The 20,991-nt window shown below is 41.8% G+C and carries 19 protein-coding genes; 16 read left to right on the top strand and 3 right to left on the bottom strand.

Annotated features, from left to right (window positions below):
• Positions 1-35 precede the first annotated feature (35 nt).
• The 11 genes from ACXYMT_RS10505 (at position 36) to ACXYMT_RS10455 (ending at position 11,090) form a co-directional block, all read left to right on the top strand.
• A complete protein-coding gene (locus tag ACXYMT_RS10505) occupies positions 36-1,922 on the top strand; it encodes a S9 family peptidase (RefSeq protein ID WP_459059032.1) in 1,887 nt (628 codons plus the stop codon).
• 108 nt (positions 1,923-2,030) lie between these two features.
• Positions 2,031-2,375, top strand: a complete 345-nt coding sequence (locus tag ACXYMT_RS10500) for a hypothetical protein (protein ID WP_459059031.1) — start codon at positions 2,031-2,033, stop codon at positions 2,373-2,375.
• A 213-nt stretch (positions 2,376-2,588) separates the two neighbouring features.
• The gene (locus tag ACXYMT_RS10495) at positions 2,589-3,068 is read left to right on the top strand and encodes a CD225/dispanin family protein (protein ID WP_459059030.1); all 480 of its coding nucleotides are present in this window, start codon (positions 2,589-2,591) and stop codon (positions 3,066-3,068) included.
• Positions 3,058-3,438 (top strand): DUF2752 domain-containing protein, encoded by a 381-nt coding sequence (locus tag ACXYMT_RS10490; protein WP_459059029.1) that lies wholly within the window; start codon positions 3,058-3,060, stop codon positions 3,436-3,438. The genes ACXYMT_RS10495 and ACXYMT_RS10490 overlap by 11 nt, the downstream gene beginning before the upstream one ends.
• A gap of 2 nt (positions 3,439-3,440) precedes the next feature.
• Positions 3,441-4,265 carry an alpha/beta hydrolase gene (locus ACXYMT_RS10485; RefSeq protein ID WP_459059028.1) on the top strand — a complete coding sequence of 275 codons (825 nt, stop codon included), beginning with the start codon at positions 3,441-3,443 and terminating at the stop codon, positions 4,263-4,265.
• A gap of 64 nt (positions 4,266-4,329) precedes the next feature.
• On the top strand, positions 4,330-6,162 hold the full coding sequence (locus ACXYMT_RS10480; protein ID WP_459059027.1) for an ABC transporter ATP-binding protein: 1,833 nt from the start codon (positions 4,330-4,332) through the stop codon (positions 6,160-6,162).
• A gap of 124 nt (positions 6,163-6,286) precedes the next feature.
• Positions 6,287-6,757, top strand: coding sequence for a hypothetical protein (locus ACXYMT_RS10475; RefSeq protein ID WP_459059026.1), 471 nt, complete (start codon positions 6,287-6,289; stop codon positions 6,755-6,757).
• A gap of 12 nt (positions 6,758-6,769) precedes the next feature.
• On the top strand, positions 6,770-7,306 hold the full coding sequence (locus ACXYMT_RS10470; RefSeq protein WP_459059024.1) for a 2'-5' RNA ligase family protein: 537 nt from the start codon (positions 6,770-6,772) through the stop codon (positions 7,304-7,306).
• A 123-nt stretch (positions 7,307-7,429) separates the two neighbouring features.
• On the top strand, positions 7,430-8,569 hold the full coding sequence (locus ACXYMT_RS10465) for a hypothetical protein (protein WP_459059023.1): 1,140 nt from the start codon (positions 7,430-7,432) through the stop codon (positions 8,567-8,569).
• A 30-nt stretch (positions 8,570-8,599) separates the two neighbouring features.
• Positions 8,600-10,222, top strand: a complete 1,623-nt coding sequence (locus tag ACXYMT_RS10460; protein ID WP_459059022.1) for a BCCT family transporter — start codon at positions 8,600-8,602, stop codon at positions 10,220-10,222.
• Positions 10,223-10,232: 10 nt separating this feature from the next.
• Positions 10,233-11,090 carry a universal stress protein gene (locus ACXYMT_RS10455; RefSeq protein WP_459059021.1) on the top strand — a complete coding sequence of 286 codons (858 nt, stop codon included), beginning with the start codon at positions 10,233-10,235 and terminating at the stop codon, positions 11,088-11,090.
• On the opposite strand, the gene ACXYMT_RS10450 is transcribed toward ACXYMT_RS10455, so the two are convergent.
• On the bottom strand, positions 11,091-11,774 hold the full coding sequence (locus ACXYMT_RS10450; protein ID WP_459059020.1) for a site-2 protease family protein: 684 nt from the start codon (positions 11,772-11,774) through the stop codon (positions 11,091-11,093).
• A 240-nt stretch (positions 11,775-12,014) separates the two neighbouring features.
• Here ACXYMT_RS10450 and ACXYMT_RS10445 point away from each other — a divergent pair, with 240 nt between their 5' ends.
• The 5 genes from ACXYMT_RS10445 to ACXYMT_RS10425 all read left to right on the top strand — a co-directional run bounded on the left by ACXYMT_RS10445 (position 12,015) and on the right by ACXYMT_RS10425 (position 19,490).
• A complete protein-coding gene (locus ACXYMT_RS10445; protein ID WP_459059019.1) occupies positions 12,015-13,994 on the top strand; it encodes a monovalent cation:proton antiporter-2 (CPA2) family protein in 1,980 nt (659 codons plus the stop codon).
• 105 nt (positions 13,995-14,099) lie between these two features.
• Positions 14,100-15,782 (top strand): formate--tetrahydrofolate ligase, encoded by a 1,683-nt coding sequence (locus tag ACXYMT_RS10440; RefSeq protein WP_459059018.1) that lies wholly within the window; start codon positions 14,100-14,102, stop codon positions 15,780-15,782.
• Positions 15,783-16,090: 308 nt separating this feature from the next.
• On the top strand, positions 16,091-17,548 hold the full coding sequence (locus tag ACXYMT_RS10435) for a RimK family protein (RefSeq protein ID WP_459059017.1): 1,458 nt from the start codon (positions 16,091-16,093) through the stop codon (positions 17,546-17,548).
• Positions 17,545-18,765 carry a carboxylate-amine ligase gene (locus ACXYMT_RS10430; protein WP_459059016.1) on the top strand — a complete coding sequence of 407 codons (1,221 nt, stop codon included), beginning with the start codon at positions 17,545-17,547 and terminating at the stop codon, positions 18,763-18,765. Before ACXYMT_RS10435 ends, ACXYMT_RS10430 begins: the two co-directional genes overlap by 4 nt.
• A 35-nt stretch (positions 18,766-18,800) precedes the next feature.
• The gene (locus ACXYMT_RS10425; protein WP_459059015.1) at positions 18,801-19,490 is read left to right on the top strand and encodes an N-formylglutamate amidohydrolase; all 690 of its coding nucleotides are present in this window, start codon (positions 18,801-18,803) and stop codon (positions 19,488-19,490) included.
• Between the two features lie 3 nt (positions 19,491-19,493).
• Here ACXYMT_RS10425 and ACXYMT_RS10420 read toward each other — a convergent pair whose 3' ends face one another.
• Positions 19,494-19,907: an OsmC family protein gene (locus tag ACXYMT_RS10420; RefSeq protein WP_459059014.1), complete on the bottom strand. Its 414-nt coding sequence runs from the start codon at positions 19,905-19,907 to the stop codon at positions 19,494-19,496.
• 18 nt (positions 19,908-19,925) lie between these two features.
• Complete coding sequence (locus ACXYMT_RS10415) at positions 19,926-20,984, bottom strand: NAD(P)-dependent alcohol dehydrogenase (protein ID WP_459059013.1); 1,059 nt, start codon at positions 20,982-20,984, stop codon at positions 19,926-19,928.
• Between the last annotated feature and the right edge of the window lie 7 nt (positions 20,985-20,991).

Genomic DNA, 20,991 nt, shown 5'->3' with positions numbered 1-20,991 from the left:
ATTAAAAATTCTAAACCGACTAATACTTCGTATCCATGACCAGATTCCTATTGTTTTCCGTATTCTTATGCTTCAGTTTTTCTGTAACTGGACAAGTGATGACGCCAGAGAAGCTATGGACTCTCGAGAGAGTTTCGGCAGTGGGGTTGACTAATGATGGGCAAAAGGTGATCTACCGAACCCGTTCATATGATGTGGCTGAGAACACCGGAACCTCTCAAACTTTTGTTATTCCGCTGAGAGGTGGAGAGCCTGTTCCAATTAATAATACAGACAGCATTTATAGTGATGGCAAAACCTCAGTTTCAGGAAAATGGCGAATAGTTCCAAGAGAGGTGGAGGTAGAGCCGGTGACAGGAGAAGACTTTTACCCCGAGCTGAAAAAATCTGATGTCTATATCTATGACGATCTCAACTACAGGCATTGGGACACCTGGGAAGATGGAAATTACAGCCATTTGTTGCTCAAAGATCTTTCGAGTGGGGAAGAGCGGGATATAATGGCAGGAGAACCCCATGATACACCTTTACAGCCTTTTGGAGGCCCTGAGGATTATATTTGGAATAACGATGGCACCAAAGTTTACTACGTTTCGAAGAAAGTGAAGGGTAGGGATTATGCTGTAAGCACAAACACAGATATTTATGTCTACGACCTTGCAACGAAGACCACTTCAAACCTAACTGAAGAGAATGAAGGTTATGATACTCAACCTGCCTTTTCTAAAGATGGGGTGCTCGCCTATCTACAAATGGATGAGCCGGGTTATGAGGCCGACAAGAATGATATTATTATTTTCCAGGATGGAAAAAAGACAAATCTTACTGCAGCCTGGGATGGAACAGTGAGTAGTTTCATTTGGAGTAGTGATGGTCAAAAGATCTATTTTGTGGCACCCATAATGGGAACAAAGCAGGTTTTTGAACTTAATCCTTTCAGTAAAAGAAATCCTGGAGTGAAACAGATCACCGAAGGACAATTCGATATTACCGGAATAGTGGGGCAATCGGGCAATACATTGGTCGTTACAAGAACAGACATGAACCATGCGGCTGAGATCTATACTGTGGATGTGAAATCTGGAAATCTTACTCAACTTACCCATGTCAATGATGACTTCTATGATAGTATCAACTTAAGTAAAGTAGAAAAGAGAATGATCCCTACTACCGATGGTAAGGAGATGCTTACCTGGGTGATCTATCCGCCCGATTTTGATCCAAACAAAAAGTATCCTACGCTACTATATCTGCAAGGAGGGCCTCAATCTCCTTTGTCACAGTTCTACTCCTTTAGGTGGAATTTCCAGTTGATGGCAGCTAACGGATATATAGTAGTGGCACCAAACAGGAGAGGGATGCCCGGGTATGGCGTAGAATGGAATGAGCAAATAAGTGGGGACTGGGGTGGACAGAATATCCGTGATTATCTATCGGCTATTGATGCTGTGAGCCAGGAGCCATTTGTCGACAAAGCAAGGATAGGCGCCGTAGGTGCCAGCTATGGAGGTTATTCTGTGTTTTTCCTGGCTGGTAAGCATGAAGGACGATTTAAGACTTTTATTGCACATGACGGGATCTTCAATACCCGAAGTATGTATGGAACTACAGAAGAATTATTTTTCGTAAATAAAGATCTTGGCGGTCCATACTGGCAGGATCCTGTTCCAAAAGCATATACTGAGTTTAATCCTATAAATTTTGTAGATCAATGGGATACCCCAATTATGATCGTGCAGGGTGGAAAAGATTTTCGTGTACCTGTAGGGCAGGGATTGGAAGCATTTCAAGCCGCACAACTTAAAGGACTAAGGAGCAGGTTACTGTATTTTCCTATGGAGAACCACTGGATCTTAACTCCGCAGAATGCCTTGGTCTGGCAAAAGGAATTCTTTAAGTGGCTGGAGGAAACCTTAAAGTAAGTATCTTCAAAATGCTCCTGTTCAAAACAGAAGGAGGATTTTTTCTGAAACTCTTCTATGGCGTTCAAAATTTACACTAAATTTAACCTTTAGGTAATTGTTTAATTGATGAAAGTAAGATCCTGCCCAAATTGCGGTTATAAATATTCCTTTTGGCTACATCTTCGCAAGCATTTTTTTCAGAATGTCTTTTCTGCCTGGGAATGCAGGAACTGTGGAGTAAAATTGACTGTAGATGCCCAAAGAAGGATCCTTTTGGCAGTGGTGGGTATTTTTCCCATTGGAGCCGTTCCCATAATGACCGACTTTTTAATGGGCTATTATTTAGGTCGTCCCTTAAGCTATACAGTAGCTGTTATCCTGGCTTTTATCTGGGCCACTTTCATTTTTAGTCTGGATCATTTTCACCTGGCAGAAGGTGAACCGATCAAAGGAAACAAAGAAGAATCCTGACTTTTCAAAGTATAAGGAATAATGAGTACTTATTTTGTTAATCCTTAATTCTTTTTATTTCACAAGATGTAGGAAGAGCTTTTAGAATAATGCGTCGCCCACATTGAGTGCTGTTGATCCTTAATCTAATAACAGTATCTGGGGCCGTTGCAGGCTTTCATGGCTGGTATATTATCAATTAATTAACTAAATTAGACGATAATATTTTACGGGATGACACAGTATTACTACTCCGACGGGCTCGAAAAGCATGGTCCTTTTTCACTTGAAGAATTAAAAGCAAAACACCTGAACCGGAAAACTCTGGTGTGGCATCATCCGCGGGAGAAATGGATCCCTGCTTCTGAATATCCCGAACTGCAGGATTCTCGTAGTGATGATCCACCTCCAACAGAGTCTGCAGCTTCTGCTTCCTCATCCCGGTCCTATAATTATTCCGGAGACCGAAAACTTCCCCGCACCTGGCTGGTTGAATCAATCCTGGTAACGCTTTTCTGTTGTTTGCCGTTTGGAATTGCTGGCATTGTGAACGCAGCCCGGGTAGAGACCCGTTATAGCTGTGGAGACTATGAAGGGGCGGTAAGAAGCTCAAAGGAGGCAGGAAAGTGGACTCAGATCGGGTTCTGGATTGGAGTTGCTGTTATAGTCATTTATGCTGTAGTAATGGTATTTGCCATCGCCCTTGATTCTTAGAGTTCACATACGAAATGGAGCTCTGGCCTTACTTTTTCTTGGGCTGGTAGTGGTCTATGCTGTTTTTGATCCAGCCGTGGCAAACATATTTCCTTCCTGCCCATTTCATTCAATAACAGGATTACTGTGTCCCGGCTGTGGATCTCAACGAGCATTACATCACCTGCTCAACCTGCAAATACAAACTGCCTATTCGTATAATCCTTTGCTTATCATTTCCCTGCCCTATGTTGTGGCAGGTGCCATTATCGATCGTGGTTTTATTTCTTCTCAAAAAGTGGAAAAACTCCGACGATTTTTCTTCGGAAGAAATGCCATAGTTCTGATTCTATTCATCATCATCTCCTTTTGGATCCTTAGAAACCTTTAGTTATGCTTTTTAAAAATGTCATTTTCCTGATTCTTTTTTCTGTAACCTATTCAGCCATGGCACAGCAGCCTCCTGAAAGGTCAGAAATCGAAATTTTGGAAATAGAAGCTCCCGGTCTCGATAGCCTTAGAACCATTCGAATACATCTTCCTGTAGATTATGCAGAGACAGAGGAAAAATATCCCGTGCTTTATATGCATGATGCACAAAATCTATTCGATACCGCCACCGCTTTTGCAGCAGAATGGCAGGTGGACGAGTTTATGCAGGCTCAAAAAGGGCAAAAAGTGATCGTGGTAGGTATAGATCATGGTAATGACAAAAGGATTTCCGAACTCACACCTTTTCCCAATGAGAGGTATGGTGGAGGGCAGGGAGCAGCATATGTTGATTTCCTGGTAAATACCTTGAAGCCTCATATTGACACCACTTACAGAACCATTCCCGAAGCTGAAAATACAGCCGTGGCAGGATCATCTCTTGGCGGGCTCATTTCTTTTTATGCTGCACTAAAATATCCTGAAACATTCGGAAAAGTCGGAGTGTTTTCACCCTCCTTCTGGTTCAGTGAAAAGATCTTTGATTTTGCTGAAGCCTCTCAAATACCGGAAAACACCAGATTCTATTTCGTAGGCGGCACTGCAGAAAGTGAGGAAATGGTAGCACATCTTATGAAAATGAAACAGATCCTGTTAAAGCGTGGAGTATTGGAGGAAAACCTAAAGGTGAAGCTGGTGAAAGACGGGCAGCACAATGAAGCTTTTTGGAGCAGCGAATTTCCTGAAGCATTTCAGTGGCTGTACCCGGAAAGTGAAGGGCAAAAATAATCTGTTTCAAAAAGGCTATTTTTGAAGGTGCTTAAAAGTATGCATCAACAAAATTTAAGATATTTTGCCAAGACCCCAACGATCCCTTGAACCAAATAGATACAAATTTAGAGAAAGCTTCATCTCCCTTAAGTTTGTTCCCAGGTTTTTCGGGGAGATCAGGAAGGTAAATCCGCGGCTTTTTTATATCAATGTACTTTGTCGCCTGGTGAATGCAATTTTGCCAGTGCTCATGCTTTGGGTGGGAAAATTGATCATTGATGAGGTAGTACTGCAAATAGCTGCTGATGTAAAGGATCTCGACCGACTCTGGGCACTGGTTGCTGCCGAATTCGCCCTGGCCGTCCTTTCCGACCTGCTTAGCCGTGCCATAAGCCTGAGTGATGCCCTCCTGGGAGATCAGTATTCCATAGATACATCGGTAAGGATCATCAAGAAGACTTCCGAAGTGAATCTGGACGAGCTGGAGGATTCAGAATTTTATGATAAGCTGGAAAGGGCCCGCCAACAAACAACCGGGAGAGTAGGGCTTATGTCAAATATTCTCACCCAGGCAGAAGATATTATTGTCATCGCTTCCTTGCTGGTAGGGGTTGTGGCTTTTGAACCCTGGCTCATCATATTGCTCGTGGTCTCCATTATTCCTACCATGATCAATGAGATAAAATTCAGTGGGACCAGTTATTCCCTTGCCCGAAGCTGGACACAGGAAAGACGGGAGCTGGATTACTTGAGGTATGCAGGGGCCAGTGATGTGACTGCTAAAGAAGTGAAGCTCTTCGGACTTTCAGACTACCTTGCCAACCGGTTCAAAGGCTTGTCCGATCAATATTACCAACAGAGCAAAAAGCTGGCAAAGCAGCGTGCGGGATGGGGTTCTTTTTTTAATATTATTGGAACCTCGGCCTATTACGGAGCATACGCTCTTATCATCTTTAGGACTGTTCTTGGCGTGTTCACACTTGGTGATCTCACCTTCCTTTCGGGATCATTTAACCGACTAAGGCAAAAACTTCAGGGGTTTTTTACAAGGTTTACCATAATTACAGAAACAGCACTTTACCTGCAGGATTACTTTGATTTTCTCGATCTCACCTACCATGATCCCGATGCGGGAGGAACAAAACCACTTCCGGAGCAGATAAAAGACGGTTTCAGCTTTAATAATGTCGGCTTCAAATATCCGAAGTCTGAAAAGTGGGTGGTGAGAAACATCAACTTCAATTTGAAGGCGGGGGAGAAGCTAGCTTTTGTAGGGGAAAATGGTGCGGGAAAAACCACCTTAATAAAACTTTTGCTTCAGTTCTACGAACCTACCGAAGGGGAGATCCTTTTGGACGGGGTGCCTATCAAACAATTTGACAGGACAGCTTATCAAAAATACTTCGGAGTGATATTTCAGGATTTTGTGAAGTTTGAACTTACTCTTCGCGAGAACATTGCCATGGGAGAGATCACCAAAATCGAGGATCAGGGCAGGATCGAAGGTGCAGCCCGAAAAAGTCTTGCAGATCAGGTGGTGCAAGACCTTCCATTTGGCTATGATCAGCAGTTAGGCAAGAGGTTCAAACAAGGAAAAGATCTTTCGGGAGGGCAGTGGCAAAAGATAGCTATTGCAAGAGCTTACATGAAAGATGCAGAAGTTCTTATTCTCGACGAACCAACCTCGGCCCTGGACGCCCGTGCCGAGACTGAAGCCTTTGACAGATTTATTAAACTTACAGAAGGAAAAACGGCTGTGATCATTTCCCACCGATTTAGTACAGTGAGAATTGCCGACAGGATAATGGTCTTAAAAGATGGAGCCGTGCTGGAAATTGGAACTCACGAGGAACTTATGCAAAACAATAAATTGTACTCCGAATTATTCAATCTGCAGGCCGCAGGATATAAATAACTTAAAGCCGAAAACTCAGGAATAAGCGATCGACCAGCTCAAGAACTTTCTTTTAAAAAAGTGAATAGTTTGAGTAACATTTCGTAGAAAATGCGTCAAACAGGTAAGGGTATTTTTCTAAAGGATGAAACTAGAAGAGGCCATTCAACGGCTGGACCGCTCCACGGGACACCCGGGCATTAAAGATTCGGTTAAAATCAAGCAGCGATTTAGTAATATTTTGCAGGAAGTGAAATACAAAAATCTTCCTCCGGAACAACTCGCTCTTCTTGAATATGAACTGGATTCTATTTTTGAGGGCGTCGATCTGGAAGGAGAAAAAGTTTCCCAATACCTTAAGATTCATCTCAAACACTTCCTCAAATTTTTACGGGTGAACTTCGCCTTGTTGCCTGAAGTCTATTGTGCATGGTACGGCATGAGGTTGGGACTGGCAATTGGAACTGTTGTGATGCTCATCCTCATTGTTTATACCCAATTTGATTATAGGTTTTATGCTCCTCTGGGAGGTCTGCTTCTGGGAGTGATGGTGGGTTCTGTTTGTGATCGAAGACGAAAGGCCAGGGGTAAGGCTCTTCTTACCCGTATGGTATAAAAGCTTTCAAAAATGACATTTTCTAAAGCACTTTATTTTGCAGCTTTGGTACCAGACCAGGCAGTGAAAGAGGAAATAAGAAATTTGAAACTGGAGATCAGGGAGAAATATGGAGTGGCTCATGCTTTAAAACTTCCGGCCCATATCACCTTGATCCCACCTGTTTGGCTTCAGTACGAACAGGAAAAGAAGTTTGTTAAAGCTTTGAGGAAAGTAAGTGAAAAGCAAAATTCTTTTCCGGTGGAGTTGAGAGACTTTGGACGATTCGATCAACGGGTGATCTTTTTAAATGTTATAGATCATGAGCCTATTCAAAAGCTACATAATTCCTTATCACGAGCCTTAGAAGAAATATTTCCCATAGCTAAAGAAAAGAAACTGCATCCACACGTCACACTTGCGACCCGAGATCTTTCCAGAAGCCAATTCAATGAGATTTGGGAGAGTTTGAGGGAAAAGAAATTTCACGTGTCCTTTGAAGCTAAGGCAATTACAATATTCAGGCACAATGGAAAGACCTGGGATATTCTGGAAGAGGTAATCTTTTAATAAAAGAGGTTAATGCTCGATACTATAGTAGCTAATCAATAGCTATCTTAACATTATTTTATAACTGCCCAATAGTAGTTCCCTGCTATTAAACTTAATTTAGAGGATCATAAAGCAAGAACAGTGAAAAATCCTCTTCAAAAATTATTGCCTTATCTCTTTTTGTGCAGCATTTCCTTTGTGTTTCCTTTACACGCTCAGGAGTCTCCTGAGGTAGATATTGGTGGTGCTTTACGTTTTAATTATAATCTTTCCTCCTGGAAGCCAGAACAAAAAAAGAGGGGAGGAGACTTTGGCTATGATATGTTCAGGATCAATGCCATTGCTGCCTACCGGGGGATCTATGTCAATGCCGAATATCGCCATTATTCCGAAGCATTTGGAGGAGGCATGCTCAAGCAGGGATGGTTTGGCTACAAGTTCAATGAATTTGAGGAGCTTCAGGTGGGGCTTACCCAGGTGCCTTTCGGGATTCAGCAGTATAATTCACACAATTGGTTCTTTAACCTGGGATATTATATGGGCCTGGAGGATGATCACGATATGGGCATAAAGTATATGAAGCTTGGAGCGACATGGGAATATCAATTAGCCTATTTTAAAAATGCCGAAGAACTTAGCTTTGGGAATACATCAGCAGTTTCTCCCAGCAGGTATTCTTATGATGTGGCGGGAAATAATAAGGAGGTGCACCAGGCCAATGCCAAGCTCCTGTATAAGTGGGGAGATACTTTGCAATCGCAACTGGGAGTATCCGGCCAGTATGGCGGTTTATACAATATTGTCACCAATGAGACCGGAGACCATTATGCCATGGCTGTCCACTACGAAGCAGATTACAAGTTGTGGAACTTGAAAACAGAAGCAATGGTCGTTTCCCACAATCCTGAAAACGCCGAGGGTAATTCCGAAGAGATCATAACCATGGCCGCTTATGGTGCTCCTTATGAAGTTGCTGCCGATTTTAACCTGTACACGATAGCTATATCGCGGGATGTGCCGGTGAACTGGGGCCCTGTGTCGAATCTGCAATTTTACAACGACTTCGGGTTCATGCAGAAAAAACAAAAGTCTTTTGAAGACTCCTATATGAACGTGACGGGAATCTTAGTGACGGCAGGAAATCTTTATACTTATATAGATTACGCTGCCGGATATAATCATTCCTGGTTGGGTGGAAATTTTGTGAATGATTTTGCTGAAGGGATTCCCGATGCGAAATGGGAGGCAAGATTTAATATTAATTTCGGGTACTATTTCTAATAGCCGGAATGAATTCTTAAAACAGAGACCATGACTAAAAAGATCGTAAGAAGTGATGAACGAAAATCTATTATGGGACTCAACGTGAACGGTCCTGTATTTTTTAGTTCGTCAATCATCATTATCATCAGTATAGCTCTAACCCTGATCTTTGAGGAGCAGGCTGAAGGTTATTTTAACGACATACAGGCTTTTGTCTCCAATAACGGCGGCTGGTTCTTTATTCTGTGTGTCAACATCTTTCTCATATTTGTCCTCTATCTCGCCTTTAGTAAATTCGGAAACATAAGGATAGGAGGGAAAGATGCAAAACCCGAATTTAAAACTATCTCCTGGTTCGCCATGCTGTTTAGCGCAGGGATGGGGATTGGTTTGCTTTTTTGGAGTATTGCCGAACCGGTAACACATTTTATGAATCCGCCGCTTACTGAAGGAGGAACTCCTGAAGCCGCCCAGGAAGCTATGAATTTTACTTTTTTGCACTGGGGCTTTCACGCCTGGGCGATTTATGCCCTGGTAGGGCTTTCGCTCGCTTATTTTACTTATTCGCATGGTTTGCCACTCACCATTCGCTCAGTCTTTTATCCTATTCTGGGAGACAAGATCTACGGGAAAAGAGGAGATCTTATTGATATTTTCGCGGTTTTAGCCACTTTGTTCGGCCTGGCGACCTCCCTTGGATTGGGAGTGCAGCAGATTGCTGCGGGACTGGCTCATGTCTTTGGAGTTGACAGCGGAATTATCACCCAGGTAAGTCTTATTGCAGGGATTACTGCTATAGCTACTATATCTGTCGTTTTGGGTGTGGACAAGGGAGTAAAATTTCTGAGCGAATGGAATATGAGAATAGCCGTCTTATTGTTGTTACTGGTAGTAGTGCTGGGTCCGACTATTTTTATTTTTCAGTCCTTTGTTCAGAATACCGGGAACTACTTGTACAGCTTTCTGGAGATCTCTTCCTGGACAGAGAGTTATACCGGTAATGACTGGCAGAATTCCTGGACCGTATTTTATTGGGGCTGGTGGATCGCATGGTCTCCTTTTGTGGGGATGTTTATCGCCCGTATCTCCAAAGGAAGAAGCATCAGGGAATTCATTTTAGGAGTGCTAATTGTACCTTCCATCATTACGTTCTTTTGGATCTCTGCTTTTGGTAGTACCTCGATTCAGCAGGCTTTACTGGGGGATCAAACGATCATAAACGCTGTAGATGACAATGTAGCCACGGCCTTGTTTGTATTTCTTGAAGATTTTCCCTTCGCGGTGGCCTTGAACATTATTGGAGTGGTATTGATCGCCGGTTTTTTCGTTACCTCTTCAGACTCGGGTTCATTAGTGGTGGACAGTCTTACCTCTGGGGGGAAAATTGACGCCCCTGTGGGGCAGCGCATCTTCTGGGCGGTAGCCGAGGGTGCAGTTGCAGCTGTTCTTTTGATAGGAGGAGGATTACAGGCATTACAAACGGCTTCTATTGTTACAGGCTTACCCTTTGCTTTTATTTTACTATTCATGTGTTATTCGCTCTACATCGGCGTACGGGATGAATATGTCAAGAGCGAAGAGAAAAAAGCCCAGAAGGAACTGGAGAGCTATGAAGAAGTGATCTCAGACCTTATCAAAAAGAGGGGGAGAAATAACAAAGAAAATCTTTAACTAAACTGTCATGAAGAAGATCAAAAATATTCTTGTCGCCCTGGACCTTTCGGCTATTGATGAAAAGCTTATAACCTATGCTTCTTTTATTGCTGAAAGATTAAAGGCAGAGAACGTTTATTTTGTGCACAACATCAAAAAATATGAAATTTCCGAGCTTTTTGAAGAACACCTTAAGGATGTGAACCTGGATGAGGTGATTGGAGATGAATTGAACGAGAAGGTAAAAACCCATTTTTCAGCAACTGCAAACTGGGAGGTACTTATTTCTGAAGATCCCTACAGCGAATCTCTCTTAAAGTACATTGTAGAAAAATATGGAATTGATCTTGCTATTGTAGGGAACAAGAAGCACGAAAAGGGCACCGGAGTAGTAAGCGGCAAGCTGCTGCGGTTGCTAAGGTGCGATATTCTTGCAGTACCGGCCGCTGCAAGAGAAAAGCTGAACATGATCTGGGCAGGAACAGATTTTTCCCATGACTCCCGTAAAGTCTTTAGAATTACAAAAGAACTTCAGGAAGGACAAAAAGTGGATCTAAAGGTTGTACATGTGTACAGTGTTCCCGTACAGTTCTCTCCTTATGTTTCACCCGAATCAATGGGTCCAAAAGTAGAGAAACACGTGAAGGAAAAATTTGAAAAGTTTCTGAAGAAGCTCAACTATTCTGAGCCGGTTGAACCACTTATTTTCATGGGAAGGGAATCGGGAGCTGCTCAAAAGATCATGGCTAACCTAAGAAATTCTGAAGTAGATATGCTGGTCGTATCAGATAAAGGCGGGAATACCTTTTCTCCATTTGCAGTAGGCACAGTGACTGAGGAGTTGTTTAATGCTAATCTTGATGTCCCACTATATGTGGTTAAATAGCTATAACGGGACCCGTGGATAATTCTGTATCTCTTTTTCCTCGTCATTTTTTAAAAGGATAATCCTACTGGGGCGGTTCTCCTGTGCCGTTGCCTTGGCTTTTTCTATGGCATCTTTCATTTTTTTAAAAGATTGGATCGACTCATTTTTATGGTTGAGTACCTCCCATTCTTCTTCCTTGATCTTCCATTGCACCCGGTAGGTCCGCTCCTTTACAATTTGATCTTTATTCTTGAGAAGTTCAAGAATTACTTTACCATCACTAAAATTTCCCCCGGGATAAAGCATGGGTAGTAGTGCGAAAAAGACGTAATACATTGAAAAATATGTGAATTGATAAGTCAACATTCCTTCCTCCAAAGTTTTATTCTCTACTAAAAGAATCACCGCCATAGTGCTTATTAGATTAAACAGCGCTCCTCCAGAAAAAATAAGAATATTAGCCACTTTTTCTTTACGTTCAATATTCTCAAAGGTGCAGAACCCATACCAGAAATAATATTGCCGAATTTCCAGTATTCCCCGATTATAGACCGGTTTCCCACTCCCAACGATGACACGGATATTTTTAGCACCCATGATCCAGGCAAAGAAAACGTGTCCTAACTCGTGTATAATAGATATTAGTGGCAGTACCAGGAAAAAAGCCAGCAGGAATTTTGGAATGTCACTTATACCAAACATTTGGAATTGATTAAGAGATCATAATTTAAGGAATTCACGGCTGCAGGTTCTTAAATCTGCTTTAAAGTTCTAGTTCAAAGTTATCCAGATGAAACATAAGTCGGAGAGTAACTTTGGGAAAGATCCCTTATAATTTCTTAGGAGAACAGAAGTCCGGATTTTCTTTTCAAAACCTGGTTCTAAAGAAAGTCATTCTTAGAGAATTTGATAAATTAGGGAATGAAAAAAATGATCTAAAGAATGCACTTTCCATTACTCCAGGACATTGTGGTTTTGCTCGGTTTTTCGGTAGTAGTTGTTCTACTGCTTCAAAGGCTTAGACTACCTTCGGTTCTTGGATTTCTTGTCACCGGCATTATTATAGGTCCTTTTGGCTTTGGATTGATTGAAAACCCAGAACAGGTTGAGTTATTATCCGAAATAGGCGTAATTCTTTTGATGTTCGTCATTGGGATGGAGCTTTCTCTTAAGCAGCTGGCTTCTATGAAACGAACGGTCTTTGTGGGAGGATTTATGCAGGTGGGGCTGAGTATAGTGGTGACGGCATTCATCTTTTTCGTACTTGGGTCATCTTGGAATGAGGCTGTTTTCACCGGCTTTCTGTTTTCGCTTTCCAGTACGGCTATCGTCTTAAAGATCTTATATGACCGCAATGAGATCACTGCTCCTCACGGAAGAATGGCACTGGGAATTCTCATTTTTCAGGATATTATTGTGGTACCCATGATGTTAGTTAGCCCTATTATGGCAGGTAATTCGTCTAACATTGTTAATGAAGTGCTATTTCTATTGCTGAAAAGTGGGCTGGTACTTGCACTCACCTACATAGGGGCAAAATATCTTGTTCCCAGAGGAATGTTCTTGATAGCCCAGACAAAAAGTAAGGAGCTTTTTCTTCTGGCCACTATCGCTCTATGTTTTACTGTTGCTTTTGTTACGGCTTCTGCCGGACTTTCTCTGGCATTTGGAGCTTTTCTTGCAGGACTCATTATTTCTGAATCCGATTACAGTCACCAGGCCACCAGTACAATATTGCCTTTTAGGGAGCTATTCATCAGCTTCTTCTTTATATCCATAGGAATGTTACTCGACCTGGATTTCTTTGTGAAAAACGCAGTAATGATCCTTTTAATGGTCCTGGTGGTTTTTATCCTGAAAGGGGGTTTGGTGTCGCTTACTGCCCTGGCCTTAAAATATTCTATGAGGACAGTGATCTTATCGGGAATGGCATTATTTCAGGTAGGGGAGTTCGCCTTTATCCTTTCGCGGGTGGGAATTGAGAATGGACTGCTTTCTCCACAAATGAATCAGTATTTTCTTTCTGTTTCAGTATTTACCATGTTACTAACACCTTTCATTTTCCTGTTTTCGGGCAACACAGCAAATTTTATCTTGAGGAAGTTAGCACCGGGAGTGGGAGGTTACAAAGTAGATAGGGAGTTTTCTCTTTCTGAAGAAGGGGCTAATGGTCCAGAGGACCATTTGTTGATCATTGGTTATGGTATTAATGGTACAAATCTCGCTAAAGCAGCAAAATATGCAGACATTCCCTATATGGTCCTGGAGCTTAACCCCGAGATCGTTAAAAAGGAAAAAGCAAAAGGGGAACCAATAATTTATGGTGATGCCATGCAGGAGCACATGCTCGAGGCTGTGAATGTAAAAAAGGCACGGGTTGTAGTCATTGCCATTTCAGATCCCAGGGCTACCAAAGCTATTGTGGCAAACATCCGGCATCTTTCTCCTTCTGTACATATTGTTGTAAGGACCCGCTATGTAAAGGAGATCAAAAGCTTGCTGGCCCTTGGAGCCGATGAGGTCATACCCGAAGAATTTGAAACTTCAATAGAGATTTTTTCCCGCGTCTTGACCAATTTTCTTGTACCTATTGATGAACTGGAAAGTCTCGTCGATTCAGTTAGGGCAGATAACTACCAGGTTTTTCAGTCCCGTAAACCTCTTAGAACTTTTAGCTCTTCAACTATTCCTGACTTCAAGATAAGTTGTGTTCGAGTCATGGCCGAAAGCGGTTCCATTATAGGCAAGACGATTGAAGAGTTAGATGTGAGAAAGAAATTTGGGGTCAATGTTCTTGCCGTGTCCCGAAAAGGGAAAATTATTAAAACTGTTTTTCCAAGTCTAAAATTACTGCGGAATGACCTGGTATTTATAAGTGGAGACCAGGAGCATATCGATTCATTTTATAAGGCAGTGACTTAGGATCACGAAAACGTTTGAAAAATCACAGTAAAACTGATTCTTATCATTCTTCTCACCTGGGATGCATTGTACTTTTGAACTGTAAATTTAAAGACAGAAGGATCAATGACAACCGCACCTCTTACCGATCTCGACATTGCCCAAAAAGTAGAACTCATTCCAATTACAGAAATTGCTAAAAAATTAGGTCTCGATCCCGGGGAGATTGAGATGTATGGGAAATACAAGGCTAAGCTACCACTTAAAAGGATTGACAAAAAGAAAGTAGATTCCGGAAACCTTATCCTTGTTTCCGCAATTTCCCCAACCCCGGCAGGGGAAGGGAAGACCACAGTCTCCATCGGTCTTTCTGAAGCGATGAACAGGTTGGGTAAACGAACTACTGTTGTGTTAAGAGAGCCTTCCCTTGGGCCTGTTTTCGGCATCAAAGGAGGAGCAACAGGAGGAGGGTATTCCCAGGTTCTTCCTATGGAAGATATTAACCTTCACTTCACCGGAGATTTTTCGGCAATTGAAAAGGCGCATAACTTATTGGCAGCTCTGGTTGATAATAATATTCAGTCTAAGACTTGTAATCTGGGGATTGATCCCCGTACCGTGTCTCTTAAACGGGTGATGGATGTAAATGACCGTGCACTTCGTAATATTGTTATCGGTCTCGGCGGAACAGGATCGGGGATCCCACGGGAAAGCGGGTTTGATATAACAGCAGCATCCGAGATCATGGCTATAATGTGTCTTGCAGAAAACCTTGAGGATCTAAAAGGGCGTCTTGCGAACATTTTTATTGGCTACACTTTTGACAAGAAAGCTATATATGCCAGAGATCTTAATGCTGAAGGTGCCATGGCAACGCTTTTAAAGGATGCTCTCAAGCCAAACCTGGTACAGACCATGGAAGGTAATCCGGCAATAATCCACCTTGGCCCATTTGCTAACATTGCGCAGGGTACCAACTCTGTAATAGCTACAAGAATGGGAATGAGCCTTTCGGACTATACCGTTACCGAAGCCGGCTTTGGATTTGATCTTGGAGCAGAAAAATTCTTCAACATTAAGTGCCAAAGTGCAGGATTAGCTCCAAAGGTTGTAGTAATGACCACTACAATTAGAGCTTTAAAGTATCACGGAGGAGCACCACTGTCATCACTTACTACTCCAAATGTTGAGGCTCTTGAAAAAGGATTGCCTAATCTGGAAAAGCACCTGGAGAATGCACTACAATTCAATATTACTCCTGTAATAGCTATCAACAAGTTCTACAGTGACAGTGATGAGGAGATTCAACTAATCGTGGATCTTGCTAATAAACTAGATGTCAAAGTTGCACTTTCCAATGGTTGGGCCAAAGGAGGAGAAGGGGCTTTAGAGCTGGCAAAAATGGTGGTTGAAGCGATTGAAGAGGGAAAATCAGATTTTAGGCCACTTTATAACTGGGATGATCCTGTTATGAGTAAAATTGAAACTATTGCTAAGAAAATTTATGGTGCAGATAAGGTCGAATTCGGGCAAAAAGCTAAAAAGGACCTTAAGAATATACTGGATCTCGGACTTGAGGGGTTACCTGTATGTATAGCCAAGACACAGAAATCCCTTTCCGATGATCCAAAGCTGTTGGGACGACCAAAGGGGTTTACACTAAGTGTAAGGGAAATAGAAATTGCTGCCGGAGCAGGATTTTTAATACCTGTTACCGGAGATATGATGCGAATGCCGGGTCTGCCTGCACATCCTGCATCGGAGAACATAAACATAGATTTGGAAGGAAATATTTCGGGGCTAATTTAGGGGCAAAATCTATTGACTTCCAAACAAGATAAACCTTCCGGCGAATTTCCGGAAGGTTTTTTTATTGAACTAATTCTTTTACCTCTTTAGGGAGTTGATTTATATTCAACAATTATTTCCGTTTCTAAGAATATATTAAATCTTTAGCATCATGGGAAATATAAATTACTGTTTAATTATTTGTGATCCAGATTTTTGAATTTTTTTTAGTGTGAGTTTTTGGAGACATAGGAGGTAAATTAAAATTAGTATGCAGCTGAATTTCCATTCATTTTTTCATATACCTTTGATCAAATTTTAAACACTTAATGAAGAAATTTTTAGTTGTAAATAAACCCGAAAACTGGAAGCTTTCTCTTGAAAATATGGAAGTTATTTCGGCCAGGGATTATCTTACAAATTCCGGGTTTTCCAGACTGAAGAAAGCTCGAATATTCAATTTATGTAAGGATTATTCTTACCAGAGTAAGGGCTATTATGTCTCCTTACTCGCCGAAGCCCGGGGACATCTACCAATTCCTACAGTAATGAACCTCGTGGACCTTCGGGAGCCTAAATTAGTGAAGATCGTTTCTGATGAATTTGATGACCTTATTCAGAAGAGCCTTAAAGGAATTAAATCACCGGAATTCACACTTAGTATCTACTTTGGGCAAAATGTGGCTCAGAAGTATCGGGAACTCAGTGCGATGTTTCACCGGCACTTTCAAATCCCTTTTCTTAGGGTGAAATTCTATTATTCCAACAAGTGGAATATTAAGTCGATCAAAGCTTTATCTGAAATTGAAATTCCTGAGGAGCATAAGGCTATTATGCATGATTCTGCAATACAATATTTTGCCAAGAAAAGATACGACACGCCCAGAAGTGAAACCTATGAATATGATCTTGCAATCTTAGTTCAGGATCATGATCCTGCACCCCCAAGTAATCAAAAGGCACTAAAGAAATTTGCGGAGCTGGCCGAAAAAATGAATTTCTATGTAGAATTTGTTTCTCCCAAAGACCTGTCCCGACTTTCGGCTTTTGATGCACTTTTTATAAGACAAAGTACAGAGGTGAACAACGAAGCCTACGCTTTTGCCCGTAAAGCACAACAGGAGGACATCGCCATCGTGGATTATCCCGATGCCATTCTTAAATGTTGTAATAAGGTCTTTATGGCAGAAGCTCTTGAGAATGCCGGAATTCCTACGCCTAAGACAATTATTGTACACAAGGAGAACAGGAACAAGGTAACAGAAAAAACAGGACTTCCGTTAGTGCTGAAATCCCCCGATTCAACTTTTTCGTTTGGGGTCAAAAAAGCCTCGACGGTTGAAGAATATGAAAAGTTAGTAGGGGAGATGCTAAAGGAATCGGAACTCATAATTGCGCAGGAATATACCCCGTCCGATTATGACTGGAGAATTGGAATACTCGATGATAAACCCATTTTTGCCTGCCGCTATTATATGGCAAAAGGTCATTGGCAGATCTATAATTGGAATGCAAAGAAGAAAGATGATCAGGAAGGCAATGCAGATGTAATTTCTATTGATGAAGTTCCAAAGAAGATACTGGATGCCGCATTAAAGTCGGCTAAACTTATGGGGAAAGGCCTTTATGGAATTGATATAAAAGAGGTAAATGGCAAGCCATTGGTGATCGAAATCAATGATAATCCCAACGTGGATTTTGGAGTTGAAGATCGCTACTATGGAGACAAGGTATACATTGACATACTTACAGCCCTTAAGAACCGACTTGAAAAGAAGATCGAATGAGTTATCACCTTTTTAAAGTCTTTGGAATTGAACTGGAGTACATGCTGGTAGACTCCAAAACCTATAAGATCAATCCAATAGTTGATAAGCTACTCATAAAAAAGAACGGCAGTCTCACCTCAGATGTTGAAAATGGCAAAATCGAGTGGAGTAACGAGCTGGTTGCGCATGTAGTAGAACTAAAAACAAATGGTCCAACGGCCGATCTTGAGACGTTGGATGAACTTTTTGCTGAAAACATTCGGGAAGTGAATACGCTGCTACGGGATTTTAACAGCGAGTTATTAGCCACCGCGGCACACCCTTTAATGCAACCTGAAAAAGAGATGCAGCTATGGCAACACAACTACAGCAAGATCTATGCTCTGTATAACCGCATCTTTGACTGCACCGGCCATGGGTGGAGTAATGTGCAGAGTATGCACATCAATTTACCTTTTTCGGGAGATAAAGAATTTGAAAAATTGCATGCCGCAGTTAGGATCCTGCTGCCCATAATTCCTGCGCTTAGTGCAAGTTCTCCCATTTTTGAAGGTAAATTGACCGGATATAAAGACGCAAGGATGCATGTTTATAAAACCAATCAAAAAGAGATACCGGAGATGACGGGGAAAGTGATCCCGGAACGTTTTTTTTCAAGAAAAGATTATCAAAATGGCATTTTTGACCCCATAAATAAAGCCATTAAACCTCATGATACCGAAAATATTCTCGATCAGCATTTCCTGAATTCGAGGGGAGCGATCGCCAGGTTCGACCGGGGAGCAATAGAAATTAGGGTTATTGATGTGCAGGAATGTCCTAAAGCTGATATAGCCATTGCAGTTCTTATCATTGAAGCGCTAAAGTTATTAGTGAGCGAAGAATTGATCTCTCTTGAAGATCAAAAAAACTGGCATGAAAATGACCTTTTTGAGATCTTTGATGAAGTGATTATAGATGCTGAAAACACTTTGATCAAAAATGCAGAATATGCCGATATTTTTGATCTACAACCAAAAGTTAGCACTTTAGACATCTGGAAAAAGATCTATTCATTGGTAAAAGAAGACCTGTCTCCAAAACATCAACAAAGCGTTGAATTTCTCCTGGAGGAGGGAAGTCTCTCGGGTAGGATATTAAAAGCTTTAGGCGAAGATCCTACAGAAGAGAAAATTCTTCAAGTTTATAGGGAACTTGGTAGTTGTCTACATGACAACAGATTTTTTCTCGATTAAAAATGAATGATTAGCAATGATCAAACCTTAGCACTATGAAGTTAATTCTGACTTGCGAGCATGCAGGAAATGAAATTCCGGAGGATTACCGGGATTTTTTTTCCCGAGCACAGGAGGTGCTGGAGACTCACCGCGGATTCGATCCGGGGGCGCGGGACCTGTTTCAGGAACTTTCAAGCTTAGCTGTTTTTAATCAGGATTATATGATAAGCAGACTTGTCGTAGAGCCCAATAGATCCCTTTGGCATCCACAGCTATTTTCAGGATATACTGCTCCGTTACCAGAGGCTCAAAAAAGGGAAATTCTGGAGGAATTTTATTTGCCATACCGGGAGTACGTGGAGAGTAGAATTAATAACCTGATACAGGAAGGAAAAGTAATACTCCACATTTCTGTCCATTCTTTTACTCCGGTGCTAAAGGGAGAGGTAAGAGATGCAGACATTGGCCTCCTGTTTGATCCTGCGAAAAAATCAGAATCAAGCTTCTGTCAAACATTCAGAGAAAGGATTCTTCAGCAGGACAAAGGTCTTAATGTGCGTTTCAATTATCCTTATTTTGGTATTGATGATGGTTTTACCACATATCTCAGGCAAAAATTTCCGGAGCAATATTCAGGAATTGAGCTGGAGGTGAATCAAAAATTTGTGCAGGCGAACAAAATGGAAAAGCGCCTCAAAAATGACATTTTTGAAGCGCTTTCTCAAATACTTTCTGAAGCTTGAAACTTATCCGTTCAGGGTAGAATCTAGCGTGATCTCAGCATTTAATAATTTCGAAATTGGGCAATTTTCTTTTGCGCGATTGACCAGGTCATCAAACTTTTCCTGTGAAATTCCTGGAACTTTGGCCTCTAAAGTAAGATGAGACTTCTTCACGGTCCCGTCTTCAAAGGTGATCTCACATTTAGTTTCCAGCTCTACAGGATTAAAATCTTCCTTGCTCAGGTTCGCTGAAAGCTGCATGGTAAAACACCCGGCATGTGCAGCTCCAATAAGCTCTTCGGGATTGGTTCCCGATTCATCCTCAAATCTCATCTTGAAGGAGTAAGGTGTTTTCTTGAGCACCCCACTCTGAGTAGTTAGATTTCCTTTTCCTTCTTTTATTGTTCCGTTCCAAACGGCAGTTGCATTTCTTTTCATGTTTTTGTGGTTGTGTTATTAGTTTTGCTCTTTCAGGGATTTCATATCAATTACGAACCTGTAGCGAACATCGGCATTTAAGGTTCTTTCGTAGGCTTCATTGATCTGGTCGATATTGATCATTTCTACATCTGAAACTATTCCATGTTCTGCGCAGTAATCCAGCATTTCCTGTGTTTCTTTTATGCCACCCACTAGAGAGCCTACAAGGCTTCTTCTTTTCATTATCAATGGAGCAGCGAGTACTTCTGAAGGTTTAGGAGGAATGCCCAATAAGACCATTACGCCATCTGTTTTTAGAAGATTGAGATATTGGTTATAATCGTGTTGTGCCGAAACGGTGTTAATAATAAGATTAAACCGGCCGGCCATTTTTTTCATGTTTTCCTCTTTCGTGGTAAGTTCGAAGTGAGCAGCTCCCAGTTCATTTGCATCCTGCTCTTTTTCAGGTGAGCGACTAAGCATTGTTACTTCCGCCCCCATTGAGGAGGCAAGTTTTACTGCCATGTGCCCAAGCCCACCCAGACCAACTACTGCAACCTTATCACCCTTTTTGACATTCCACCTGCGAAGGGGAGAGTAGGTCGTAATTCCGGCACATAACAGCGGCGCAACGGCATTCAGCGGCAGCTTATCTGAAATATTTAGAACAAACTCTTCCTTCACTACTATGTGAGTAGAATAACCTCCATAGGTATGAACATCTTTATCTAACCGGGAGGGAGAATTATAAGTTGCTGTAGGCCCATTTAAGCAGTACTGCTCCAGGCTTTCTTCACAATTCTCGCAATGACCGCAGGAATCCACAAAACAGCCTACTCCAACGGTATCTCCTTCTTTAAAGTTTTTTACTTCATCTCCTGTTCGGGTTACTTTCCCCACGATCTCATGACCGGGAATACAGGGATATTTTGTACCCCCCCATTCGTTGCGGGCGGTATGTATATCTGAATGGCAGACACCACAAAACAGAATTTCTATTTCAACATCTCCTGGACCCGGTTCCGACCGGTCAATTTGGAAGGGCTTTAAATCTTGATCTGCAGCCTGGGTTGCATAAGCTTTTACATTTTTCATACATTCT

This window comes from Salinimicrobium sp. CAU 1759, from assembly GCF_054482715.1.
This window is presented reverse-complemented; position numbering and strand designations above follow the sequence as displayed.